The sequence below is a fragment of the Acetobacter estunensis genome (assembly GCF_019083805.1).
Taxonomy (GTDB): Bacteria; Pseudomonadota; Alphaproteobacteria; order Acetobacterales; family Acetobacteraceae; genus Acetobacter; species Acetobacter estunensis_A.
In genome coordinates, this window is the sequence record NZ_JAHRDV010000002.1 from 192,507 (window position 1) to 205,026 (window position 12,520).

Genomic DNA, 12,520 nt, shown 5'->3' on the forward strand with positions numbered 1-12,520 from the left:
GCTTATTCCGCGTCGAGATCGCGTGTGCTGATACAGGCCACAGCGATCAGAAGCGGAATGGGCAACAGGAAAAAAGCAGAGGTTGCGTGGCGGGCGGGCATGGACAGACAGGCTCCCACGAAATAACCGGCCCATCCAAGTCCGGGAAGCGCTGCGGTGAGAGGGAAGGTGGCGCTCCCATTGCGGCGTTTCCACAGATAGCCCCCAATGTTGTCGGCGAATTTGAGCAGGTTTGACGTCACCACGATCGTCTGCATCGACACGCCGGAAAAGCGGGAGTGGGTCTGGGCCTGAAGTGCCATCGTTACGGACAGAAGAACGGTCTCGAACAGGCTGCCTTCGAAGCCGATCTGCCACCATTGCATTCCCTGAATGATGGCAAGAAACACGGCCTCCACCAGCCACGCATGACGGGGCGCGCCGAGTGAGCGTCGAAACACGCTGGCAAGCACGCCTCCCACGAAAAAGAGGAGGATGACGGTGCCCAGCGCTGCGATGGTGGCTGTGTCTCCGTTGCCGATGGCCACACCGACCTGCGTGGTGTTGCCGGTCTGTGCGGCGGTGAACATACCGTGCAGTTCAACGAAACCGATGGCGTCTACATAGCCGGCCGTCGTGGCCAGCGCGAGAACGCGAAGTGCAGAGTGACCCTCGGGCGTCATGCAAATTGCCTCCGAAAACTCAGCATTCCGTGTGCGGTGGCACGGTGGCGAACGTATCGGCAGGGCGAATGAGTTCAAGTAACCTTTTGCGGTCGAGCGGGTCCACCAGCGCGGTTTTTGCACGCATTAGTGCGTTGTCAGCCTGATGGCGCGCGGCGGCGCGAAAGCTTTCGCTGCCCATCCGCGCGAGAGCCTCCAGGCTTTTCTGGAGCCGAAGCTGGATTTCGATCAGATGCGCACCGTCGCGGGCGATCAGTGTGAAAGCATCGTCGAACAGATCGATATCCCGCAACGCGGGCACATGAACATGTGGGTGCTTGGGAACGTATCCCACACGCTCCATCTGCATGGTGGACCACAACGCCAGCAACCGGGTCTGCCTTCCGATCACATCCAATGCCGTGCCCGGATCATTGGTGGCGGAGGAAAGGGCGCGCTCACCGATTTCTGCCAGAACAGCGAGACAGAAGCGTGGATCCTGATCGAAGTCGCGCTCATTACCGATGGAAAAAGCCGTTCTCGCCCGCGCGATCAGACGCACGTTTTCGTCCACGTCGCTTGAAGGTGCGATCCATGCTAACGGGCTGTCCGGATAGACCATTGTGCCGGGTGGCGCCACGACATGGATAGGATGCGCGCCATTTGCCGTGGTGAGGCTGAGGACATCCATATCGACATGCTGAACATGCCCCACCACATTGGCGGGCACCGAAACGAGCCCGAACGGAACGTCGTCGCCTGGATTTAGTAATGGCACGCCGCCGAGCCAGGGATTGGCGAGACGCTCTTCAAGGGCATGTCGCGCTTTTTCTTCAACGCGGGCTGTCGTGGCCCCGACACGACCGAAACGCGTGAGATGATCGATCCATCGCAGAAGGCTCACGACAATCAGAATGATGACGGCAATCGTGACGACAAAAAGGATGACCCGTCCTCGATCGCCATAAAGTCCTGTTTTGAGCGCCACGATGCCAACGATGCTGAACAGAAACGCACCCACAAAGGTGGAAAGGACGTTCTGTGTGGTGCTGTCTTCCATCAGTAATCGCGTGGCGCGGGGTGTGACGTCGCTGGTGGCCGAGTCATAGGCCGTTATCATCACGCTCAGCGAGAAGGTGGCGACGGACAGCATGCTTGTAGCGATGATATTGAGGATGTCGCCTACAGCGTCTGCACCGATGGAACCTGGGATGTCCCATGGCAAGTGATATTGCGCGAAAATTGCCACGATGGCTGTGATGACGCCCGCCAAAGCAATGAGAGAGGCGCGGAACCACAGGCGGCGGGTCATGTGGAGCAGCAGCCAGCGCCAACGCGGCATGAAAGTCGATCCTCGGGTGACATATTGGCGACGATAAGGAAGACGTGTTCACGTTTTTCCCGGTTGCCTGCCGTCTGAACCGGATCATGACGCTTGACAAGTGCAGGGGGTGAGTGTCTTTCATGAGCGCCATCGTTCGCGGTGATCGCGGACGCCTGATTTATGAACCTGGCCCGCCGCTGTCCTTCAGGGATGCGATCGCGGGCAAGTCGTTTCGCATATTGGCGGAGCGCAGGCATGTCGGAGCTTTTCGCTCCGGCTGGGAAAAAGTTTCCACATGGCTTCAGCCACACAGACAGCCGACCATTTCAATGGCGAGGATTTCGCCGCCCTGCTGGACGAGACCCTTGGTCAGGACAGCGGTTTTGAAGGTTCGGTGGTCACGGGACGCGTTGTCCGTCTGACCGATGATTTCGCTATTGTTGATGTTGGCCTCAAGAGCGAGGGGCGTGTCGCCCTGCGCGAATTCGGACCGGCCGGTGCGGCCTCCGAGGTCAAGCCGGGCGATCTCGTCGAACTCTACATCGAGCGTTACGAAGATCGTGATGGCTCCATCGTGCTGTCGCGCGAGAAAGCTCGTCGTGAAGAGGCGTGGACGAATCTGGAGAAGGCTTTTGAAGCCAACCAGCGCGTCAACGGCACGATCTATGGCCGCGTGAAGGGTGGATTCACGGTTGATCTGGGTGGCGCCATGGCGTTCCTTCCGGGCAGCCAGGTGGACATCCGTCCCGTGCGTGACGTGACGCCGCTGATGGGTATCCCTCAGCCGTTCCAGATTCTGAAGATGGACCGCTCACGCGGCAACATCGTCGTTTCCCGTCGTGCGGTTCTCGAAGAGACGCGCGCCGAGCAGCGCAGTGAGCTGATTCAGGGCCTCAAGGAAGGCATGATCCTTGACGGTGTGGTCAAGAACATCACCGACTACGGCGCGTTCGTGGATCTGGGTGGCGTCGATGGCCTGCTGCATGTCACGGACATCGCCTGGAAGCGCATCAATCACCCGTCCGAGGCTCTGCAGATCGGTCAGCCGGTTCGCGTGCAGGTCATCCGCTTCAATCCCGAGACGCAGCGCATCTCGCTGGGCATGAAGCAGCTCGAGGCCGATCCCTGGGAGAATGTGGCGCTCAAGTATCCGCCGGGCGCACGCTTCACCGGTCGCGTCACGAACATCACCGATTACGGTGCGTTCGTGGAGCTGGAGCCGGGCGTCGAGGGTCTGGTGCACGTTTCCGAGATGTCCTGGACGAAGAAGAACGTCCATCCGGGCAAGATCGTGGCGACTTCGCAGGAAGTGGACGTCATGGTTCTGGATGTGGACAGCGCGAAGCGCCGCATTTCGCTTGGTCTCAAGCAGGTTCAGCGCAACCCGTGGGAGCAGTTCGCCGAAGAGCACAAGGTTGGCTCCGAGGTCGAGGGCGAGATCCGCAACATCACGGAGTTCGGTCTGTTCATCGGTCTGTCCGCGGACATCGATGGCATGGTCCACATGTCCGATCTGTCGTGGGACGACGCTGGCGAAGAGGCCATGAAGAACTACGAGAAGGGCCAGGTCGTGAAGGCCAAGGTTCTCGACGTGGACGTCGAGAAGGAGCGCATCTCGCTGGGTATCAAGCAGTTGCATGAAGATCCGGCTGCGGGCGTTCTGTCGCATGTCCAGAAGGGTGCGATCGTGACCTGCGTGGTGACGGCGGTTCAGGCCAACGGCATCGAAGTCAAGGTTGACGACGTTCTGTCCGGCTTCATCCGTCGTGCCGAGCTTGCTCGCGACAAGGCCGACCAGCGTCCGGAGCGTTTCGCTGTCGGCGAGAAGGTCGATGCGAAGGTTGTCTCGGTTGACCGTGCTTCCCGCAAGCTGGCGCTCACGATCCGTGGCCGCGAGCAGGACGAGGACAAGCAGGCGATCAACGAGTATGGCTCGTCTGACAGCGGCGCGTCGCTGGGCGATATTCTGGGTGCTGCGATCCGTCGTCGGAACACCGACAGCTGATCGGAACGTCCCAGACGTTGTGACAAAGGAATGGCATCTCTTAGGAGATGCCATTTTTTTTGTGATATCAGTCTCAAACGACTGGAATGAAGGTCTTTTGTCAGACCTTACTTTGCGGTAGGGTCCGCGCACATAGACGTGATGTGCGGTTGGGCAGTAATAGGGAAGGCGGGACGGCAACGTCCGCGTAGATCAATGGCAGTCATCTACAACACGAACTACACGCACAACCCGAACTACTATCTGACGCTGGCGTTCGAGCGGGCCGCTAGAACCGTTCTTGGCGATGAAAACGTTGTCGTTGCGGACAACATGACACTGGCCGGGTTGGCCGCTGCGGGTGAGCATGACGTGCTGATCTGCATCGACGGCCAGCGCATCAACATGGAGTTGATGCGCCGTGTACGTCCGGCCTTCAAGACGATGATCTTCTGGGCGTTCGAAGATCCATTCATGGTGCCGTTCAACGTCGATAATATGGGCGTGTTCGATTACGTCTTCACGAACGATCCGTCCTGTACCGAATTCTACGGCAGCAAAGGACACTATTTGCCGCTGGCCGCGAGTCTCTCGCTGCATGAGCGCAAGGTTAAATCTGCCGCAGATCTCGATTATGACATCTTCTTTGCCGGCACGATGTGGCCCAACCGCGTGGAAACATTGCGGCGCGTCATCACGGCGTTTCCCGAGGCGCGGATCAAGCTGGTCTGCCCGGGCAACGAATACCTGCCTCCGCTGCCGGCCGATCTGGCCGATCTGGCCATTCAGCGCCCCATTAGTCATGAAGCGTTCATCGACTTTGCCAATGCCAGCGCCGTGACGCTGACCATGTTCCGCGACTACGCCAGTCATGGCGACGTGGGGCAGGCAACAGCACCGGGTCCACGTTTTTATGAGCTTGGCCTTGCGGGCACTGCACAGGTTGTCGAAGCGGGCGAACAGTTGGACGAGCGCTACATCAATGAAGTGGGCGGTGTGGCGCTCTCACGTTCGGTGGAAGGCGTTGTGGCGCATATCGACGCCCTGCTGTCCAACAAGAGCCTGCGTCGCAAGCAGGCAGTCGCAGCCCAGAAGGCTGTTCTGGAAAGCCATCTCTACGATCATCGTCTGCGTCGCATGATGGAAGTGACGGGGGCCGATTTCCTTCGTCATCCGAAAACCGCTGCTTCGGTTCCCGCGCGTCGCGGTCGTCTTCGCGTGCTGATGTGCACGCATTCCACCATTCATGAGCAGACATGGGGCGGTGTGGAGGTCTATCAGCAGACCATCGCCTCCATGCTTCTGCGTGATGTGGAGTTCTTCTATTGGCTCCACCGTGATGGCATGTGCCGTCTAACGGATGCGAGCGGCCGGGAGATCGAAAGCTTCGATGTGCCGGATACGGGGTGGCTCGACACGTTGTGTGACGGCGCTGAGGAGATGGCGTTCTCCGCCGCTCTCAGTCAGTACAATTTCGATATCGTGCACTTCCAGCATCTTGGGCATCACTGCCTGTCACTGCCCATTATCGCCAAGGCCAATGGTGTGGGCGTGGTGTTCTCGGCGCACGATTTTTTCCTGATTTCTTCGCGTTACAATCTCCTCAACCACGAGCTTCGCTATTGCGAGGAAGACGTGAAATGGGTGCTGGCGGCGGATAACTCACTCAAGCGTTCTGATAATGTCGAGTTTGGTGGCGAGCAGACCCGTCGCGCCTTCGTGGCGACCATGCTCAATTCGATCGACACGATCCTTTTCGGCACGAAGCACTCACACGATCTCATGCACGAGGTCTATCCGCATCTCGATCACAAGGAGAGTCTGACCCTCGGCATTCCTTCGCCCGAGACGACGGCTCCCGTTCTGCCCAAGCCTTATGAACCGCTTGAGGGGCGTAGGCTTTCTGTCGCGATCATCGGCAATTTCCTGCGCACCAAGGGTGCGGACGCCGTGCTGGGCGTGATCGAGATGGCGAACCCGGATCTTTTTGAGTTCCATATCTTTGGATATGTCCATCCTGAATATGAAGGCATTCTCAACAACCTTCATCGTTCCAACGTGCACGTTTATGGCCGCTATTCCGCCGGTGACATCGACGCGCTGAAGGTAGCGGATGTCGCGCTCAACCTGTCCATCTGGCCCGAGACCTATTGCATCTCGCTGTCCGAAGCGTGGCAGAACGGCCTGATTCCCATCGTCACCGATGTCGGCGCATTGGGAGATCGTGTGATTGACGGTGTGAACGGCTTCAAGGTGCCCATCGGCGCACCCGCCGATGTGCTCCAGCGACTGGAGCTGATCCGGTGCAGCGAGACCACGCGCAAAAGCCTGATGGAGAACATCGGTCCGCAACTGTGGACGAACGCACGCGATTACGGAGCAGCGTTGCTGAATGTGTACCGCGACGTCGCGCCGCGACGGGATATGGGAAGCAGCAACGTCCAGTTCGATGTGGGGCAGGTGCATCTCCTGCCGCATCCGTCATGGAAGCATCAGGCGCCCCCGCGTCATATCTTCGATCCGCCGACGACCCGCGATCTTTCGATCGAACTGCCGGAAGTTGTGTCTGACTGGTCGTCCATTCAGGGCGCCGAGTACTACATCGATGACGTCTGCCGCCATGTATTCGCAGAAGTGGATGACGAGGATTTCGTCACGGCTTCCGACTTCCACATCCGTGGCTGGTATGTGGTGCCCGGCGTTTCCGGTTCCGGACATCTCTATGCCACGCTGATCGGTGACGAAGACAGCGCGCCTATCTTCATCCCAACGCATCGGGAGGTGCGTTCCGATGTGGGGGGACTGTTCCCCGGCGCACCACGGCGTTCGGGCTTCTTCGCGCAGGTCGCGCTACGTGGCAAATGGTGTGAGGGCGTGTTCCGGATCGGACTCGTCAATGTTGTACACGGCAAGGGGTCTTTCCAGCTCACTTCGATCCAGATCGAGGTTGAGGGCGGTCAGATCATTGGAATTGCACGAATTCCTCCTTCCAATGGCCAGATCCTGCGCGACTTCGAGCGGATATCGGAAAGCGACGGTCTGCTGCGCGGCGTAAAGCTCAGCACTCTTGCGCAGCCCATCACTCAGGCTTTCAAAGGTGATCTGGAGTTCTACATCGATCACTTCAGCGGTCTGATCGAGGATGGCGGCCGTCATGAGCGTGATGATGAGACCAGTGACATCATCATTCGTGGCTGGGCGTTCCTGCGCGGTCTTTCACGGGCTGGTCAGGTCTATGTCGCCTTCGTGAATGAAGAGAATGGAGACGTTCTGTTCTTCGCCACTTCCCGTCTGATCCGTCAAGACGTGCAGACGATCTTCCCAGATGCGCCTCTCTGTGTTGGCTTCGTGGGCAACCTCTCGCTGAAGCGGGGCTATAACGAGAAGCTCAACGGCTGGTATCGCGTGTGCCTGCTGAACGTGGTGGGAGAAGATGGCGGCATGCGTCCAACCAATATCCGCGTGCTCTGTGAGGACAATGAGGTGCGATCTGTTGAACAGGTCGGGCTGGAAGAGGTCGTCGTGGGGTTCTGCGATAATGTTGGCCGGGCTCTTGTCGAAATCTAAGGACATGAGCGTTTTCCTGTCTGAGCAAGGCTGTGCATGATGGCGGATGAGGACGTGCTGCCCTGCGCTCTGGAATGGAACGACGCTGCCTCCAGTGTGCCTCAGTGGGCACGCTTCGAGGCGGCGTGGTACGTGGCATCGTACCCGGAAGCGAAAGACGCCATTGCAAGCGATGTGTGCGAAGACGCTCTCGATCACTACCGCAGACTGGGACAGGCCAAAGGGTTTTCTCCCAATATATGGTTCGATGAGGCTTGGTATCGGAAAACCAATCCCGATGTCGTAGCTGCGATCAAAACCGGTGACCTGCTTTCAGGTTTTCAGCATTATCTGCATTACGGTTATCCAGACCGGTCTCCTCACTGGCTGTTCTCCGAAGCATTTTATCGTGCCGCCAATCCCGAACTGACAGAACAGGCGCTCAAGGCTGCTGGCCATGCGAACGGCTATGCGCATTACCTGTCCGGTAGTGAAGCGGATTTTCGCACGGGTTCTCTTTTTTTCGATCCATCGGTGCGGCGGCTTGAATCCAGAAATGGAGCCAATCATCCCGCATTGGAAAATGACAATGCCGGACCATTCGGTGAGTTCCTGAGAAGTCCGAAAGAGGTTGCCGACCAGAAGCGGTGCTCCTGGTATTTCGATCCCCACTGGTACCTCGAACACTATCCTCAGGCGCGAGCAGAGGTGGAAGGCGGGAAATACCGTAACGCCCTTCACCATTATCTGACGACCGGAGAGCGGGACGGACTCTCGCCGCAGGCGGGTTTTTCGGAAGATTTCTATCGCGCGACATATCCCGACGTGCAGGAGTGTATCGTCGCCGGCCACTTCCGCTCCGGCTACGATCATTTTCTGGCTGCTGGTGCGATGGAGGGCCGTCAGCCTGCACAGGATGTGCCTCTTGCGATCTATGCTTCACAGGCGTTTGTGCGTGAAGACGTAGACAGCGGCATCTTCCGTGATCCTTTTGCGCATTGGGTGGCGCATGAGGAACATCGAAAAAACATTGTTCCCGATGAGATCCACACCAAGATGATGTTCTGTCGGGAAGCGGCAGGACTGCTTGTGGATGCGGGACGGGAGCCTCTCGACTTCTCGTATGAAGGGCGTCCGGCAGTCAGCATTCTCATGGTGCTGCACAATCAGTTCCCTCTGACCATGATGGCGCTGTCGGCTCTGCGCGGATGCTTCCGTGGAGCGATCGATCTCATCATTATCGATTCGGGCTCGCGTGATGAGACGCGCGATCTGGAACATTACGTGCAGGGCGCGACCATCCGCCATCTGGAGCATAATGCGAGCTTCCTCCTCTCGTGCAACATGGCGCTGGAGATGGCGAAGGCCGAGGCGGTTCTGTATCTGAACAATGACGTCAGGCTCGCACCCGGTGCGATTGAAAACGGCCTGCGCCGTCTTGGCTCCGATGGACGTATTGGCGCGGTCGGCGGCAAGATCATCCGTACGAATGGAAAACTTCAGGAAGCTGGATCGATCATCTGGCGTGACGGTGGGGCTTACGGGTATCTGCGCGATGCCGATCCCAACTGTCCCGAAGCGAATTTTGTGCGGGACGTGGACTATTGTTCGGGAGCGTTCCTGCTCGTGCCGACGCAGCTTGCCCGCAATATGGGCGGTTTCGACACGGCTTATGCGCCCGCGTATTTCGAGGAGTCCGATTTCTGCGTAAGGCTGATCCGCAGTGGATACCGCGTGGTGTACGATCCTTCTGTCGTGATCGAACATCTGGAATTCGGATCGTCCAGTTCATCGGCCTCCCACGCGCTGATGCAACGCAACCGACGCATCTTTCTCTCGAAACAGGCGGACTTCCTGCGCAATCAGTATCCGGCGCATCTGAGTAACGTCGTGATGGCGCGTTCGCGTCCACCCACGCGGCCGCGGGTTCTATTTATCGAGGATCGCGTACCGTTGCGGCGGCTCGGATCGGGATATGTGCGGTCAAACGACATCGTGCGCAGCATGGCGCGCCAAGGGTGCGCTGTAACAATCTTTCCGGTGGATGCGTATTACCACTCACTTGGTAATATCTATGGTGATTTTCCGGATACGGTAGAAGTTCTGTTCGACCGTTCCGCACGGGATCTGGACGGTTTTCTGGAAGAGCGTGCGGGGGCTTTCGATCTGGTCTGGATCGGGCGCACCCATAATCTGGCGCGGTTGTTGCCTGTTCTTCACAAGAACCACCGCTATCTTCCCGGAACGCGCTTCGTGCTCGACACGGAAGCGGTTGTCAGCCCGCGTCTGCGTCTGCGTGATGAGGTGTTGGAGAAGGGGTCTGATGCCGCGCGTCCGGCGCTGGAGGACGAACTTCGGAGCGAGTTCGAGTGCGCGTATTTCTGCCAGCAGGTTGTGGCTGTAAATGAGCGCGAAGCCGAGATGATCCGACAGGCGGGGCATGGAAATGTCACCGTTCTGGGACATTCGCTGCGTCCGTCTCCCACGCCGCGCTCTTTCGGTGAGCGGCATGGCCTGCTCTTCGTAGGTGCGATTGTTGACGAGGAATCACCCAATCTGGATGGGCTGCTGTGGTTCGCGCGTGAAGTGATGCCGCTTGTGCGTGCGGAACTTGGTCCGGATACGCGCCTGACGGTGGTGGGATCGTGCTCCCGCGGCGTGGATATGCGTCCGTTACACGCATGCGAAGGGCTGGAAATCGTCGGAGAAGCGGAGGATCTGCGTGGTTTCCATGATAGCCACCGGGTTTTTGTCGCACCGACTCGCTTCGCTGGAGGTATCCCCTACAAGATTCACGAAAGCGCTGCTCTGGGGCTGCCGGTCGTAGCGAGCGATCTGTTGATCGAGCAACTCGGCTGGACAGCAGGGAGGGATATTCTCTCCGGCGGCAAGCCCGATCCGCAGCGTTTTGCGGCATCGATCGTGGAATTGTACCGCAATCAGACTCTGTGGGAAAACGTGCGGGACGCTGCGATCGGAAGGGTGGAACAGGAATGCGATCCGGCCCGGTTCGATGCTGCTGTTGCCGGAATTCTGAAAAACGTGCGCCGGGCTGACGCCTTGTTGCGAGCTGGATGAACCGAGAAGCCTCGGGCTGGAGAGAAGAGATGACAAAGACGGGTGAGTATTCCGGAAGGGTTCTGATCTGCAGTGGTGGCCGGTTCGAATCCCAGGCCAATGCGCAGATCCGTGAATCCATCATGGCGGGTTGGGCGGAGTGCTTTGGCGAGGAAAATGTGGTGGCCGCCAATATCAGCGGTGCGGCTGCGGCTATCCGTTACCTCAAACCCACCATCGTGTTCGGTATCGGCTCCTATCTTCCTGAGAGCACCTATTTTGGCGAGGTCAACCGCGAAGCCAAGAAAATTAGCGCGGCTACCGTCTTCTGGGCGACGGAAGACCCTTATGAGCAGGACGCGAATTATCGCATTGCCAATGATTTCGATGCGATCTTTTCATGCGAACGATGGGGATCGAATTTCTACACCCGCAAGGATGTCTGGCATCTTCCCCTAGCTGCCTGCCCTAAGCTGCATTACCGCCCCATTGATGAGGCCGTCGAGCGCACCATCGACGTGCTGTTCTGCGGCGTGGCCTTTACCAATCGTAAGGACATCGTGCGTGGTCTTCTCCCGAGCCTGCGCAACCTGAACATCAAGATCATCGGACCGGGCTGGGGCGAGTTGGGTATCGGTTTTTCGGATGCGCGGCTTGAAAAAGAACAGCTTGTCCAGTTTTACCAGCGCTCCAAACTGGTTCTTAATCTGGGACGTAGCCTGAACTTCGAGAACAAGCGCTTCATGATCGCGCCGTCCACACCCGGACCGCGTACCTTCGAGGCAGCCGCTGCGGGGGCTCTTCAGGTGTTTCACGAGGATACCTATGAAATCCGTCGTTACTACACGAAGGACGAGATTCCTTCCTTTTCGAACCGTCGCGAGTTCGACAAGCTGATTGCGACCTATCTCGACAACGATGCCCTCCGGCTGGAAACCGCTAAAAAGGCGCAGGCACGCACCATGGCGGATCACACATATGGCCATCGCATTCGGCAGGCGTTGGGAATCCTGAAGGAAAACGGAATCCTCCAGAACTGAAGGACGATCCTTCCTTCCATCTCTGCACATCTAGATGGAAGGAAGGGAGGGCTTAATATCCCTCTGGATTGGAACAGAAGAGAAGGGGCAGGAAGCCGACTTTTAGCATAGGATTGGACAGCATTTTTTGCGTTAGAAAGAGTGTAAACAATCTTTCGGCAAAATGTCCCATTTGACGATCCGGTTCGCCACGTTTCTCGATGAGATGGTTCATCACGCCCCACCACAATGTCATGTATTCGTGAAAAATGGACGTTTTCATGATATACATATTGCAATAACAACCCATCTCCGTGTCTGAAATGGCGTCAAGATCAAAGCAGTTGTTTATATCGACATGACGAATAGCCGCGATCAGGTCATCCCAGCCTTCCTGCCCTAAAAAACCGGCGAAAAGATCCTGTACAAGCACCCCTCGATGGGGACGTTGGCAGATAATGTCATGTGAGCCGACAAAGTTGATGATGTGATCCGTTTCTTCGGAAGCCATCGTGCTACGTTGAGCGACATAGAAAGAGAATGTTTCTGAAGAAACCGGATAAGTTTGCTCTGACTTCTGGACGGCCTCCCGCCGACGAACATTAAACAACTCGCTATTTATGTCCTGTGTCAGATTACGTCCCATGAAATCGAGGAAGAACTTTCTTCGCTGGTGCTCGAAACCGATATATTCGTAACGGTCACAGAGATTTTTCCAGACAAAGTATTGTCCGCGCATTTCAGAATGCGTGTTCTTTCGACTGATATTGATTCCGTCCAGATCGCCCAGCCACGAACCGCCGGAACAACTGTAGCTTCCCGTTACGAGATCTGAGAAGAGGAGAGATGACCGCTTTATACGAGGAGGCTGATGCAGGAGAGTAAAGATCTTGAGTGAAGTCATCTTGATGCAAAGTCCGTTTTTGTCTCGATATCTGTGAAAGATGTC

At 57.4% G+C, this 12,520-nt stretch carries 7 protein-coding genes; 4 read left to right on the forward strand and 3 right to left on the reverse strand.

Annotated elements, in window-relative coordinates; all coding sequences use genetic code 11:
- Positions 1-2: 2 nt before the first annotated feature.
- Complete coding sequence (locus KUA11_RS03675) at positions 3-662, reverse strand: YoaK family protein (protein ID WP_217409038.1); 660 nt, start codon at positions 660-662, stop codon at positions 3-5.
- Between the two features lie 19 nt (positions 663-681).
- Positions 682-1,983 (reverse strand): DUF2254 domain-containing protein, encoded by a 1,302-nt coding sequence (locus KUA11_RS03680; protein ID WP_217409039.1) that lies wholly within the window; start codon positions 1,981-1,983, stop codon positions 682-684.
- Between the two features lie 277 nt (positions 1,984-2,260).
- Here KUA11_RS03680 and rpsA point away from each other — a divergent pair, with 277 nt between their 5' ends.
- The 4 genes from rpsA (at position 2,261) to KUA11_RS03700 (ending at position 11,592) form a co-directional block, all read left to right on the forward strand.
- Positions 2,261-3,970: a 30S ribosomal protein S1 gene (gene rpsA, locus KUA11_RS03685; RefSeq protein ID WP_166312836.1), complete on the forward strand. Its 1,710-nt coding sequence runs from the start codon at positions 2,261-2,263 to the stop codon at positions 3,968-3,970.
- Positions 3,971-4,165: 195 nt separating this feature from the next.
- On the forward strand, positions 4,166-7,516 hold the full coding sequence (locus tag KUA11_RS03690) for a glycosyltransferase family protein (protein WP_217409040.1): 3,351 nt from the start codon (positions 4,166-4,168) through the stop codon (positions 7,514-7,516).
- 36 nt (positions 7,517-7,552) lie between these two features.
- Positions 7,553-10,573, forward strand: coding sequence for a glycosyltransferase (locus tag KUA11_RS03695; protein ID WP_217409041.1), 3,021 nt, complete (start codon positions 7,553-7,555; stop codon positions 10,571-10,573).
- A gap of 29 nt (positions 10,574-10,602) precedes the next feature.
- A complete protein-coding gene (locus KUA11_RS03700; protein WP_217409042.1) occupies positions 10,603-11,592 on the forward strand; it encodes a CgeB family protein in 990 nt (329 codons plus the stop codon).
- A 52-nt stretch (positions 11,593-11,644) separates the two neighbouring features.
- Here the strand turns inward: KUA11_RS03700 and KUA11_RS03705 are convergent, their stop codons facing one another.
- Positions 11,645-12,475, reverse strand: coding sequence for a DUF4422 domain-containing protein (locus tag KUA11_RS03705; RefSeq protein WP_217409043.1), 831 nt, complete (start codon positions 12,473-12,475; stop codon positions 11,645-11,647).
- Between the last annotated feature and the right edge of the window lie 45 nt (positions 12,476-12,520).

Coding starts and splice junctions, on each gene's coding strand:
- KUA11_RS03680 (WP_217409039.1), bottom strand. CDS start 1,983: ATGCCGCGTTGGCGCTGGCTGCTGCTCCACATGACCCGCCGCCTGTGG.
- KUA11_RS03675 (WP_217409038.1), bottom strand. CDS start 662: ATGACGCCCGAGGGTCACTCTGCACTTCGCGTTCTCGCGCTGGCCACG.
- KUA11_RS03700 (WP_217409042.1), top strand. CDS start 10,603: ATGACAAAGACGGGTGAGTATTCCGGAAGGGTTCTGATCTGCAGTGGT.
- KUA11_RS03690 (WP_217409040.1), top strand. CDS start 4,166: ATGGCAGTCATCTACAACACGAACTACACGCACAACCCGAACTACTAT.
- rpsA (WP_166312836.1), top strand. CDS start 2,261: ATGGCTTCAGCCACACAGACAGCCGACCATTTCAATGGCGAGGATTTC.
- KUA11_RS03705 (WP_217409043.1), bottom strand. CDS start 12,475: ATGACTTCACTCAAGATCTTTACTCTCCTGCATCAGCCTCCTCGTATA.
- KUA11_RS03695 (WP_217409041.1), top strand. CDS start 7,553: ATGATGGCGGATGAGGACGTGCTGCCCTGCGCTCTGGAATGGAACGAC.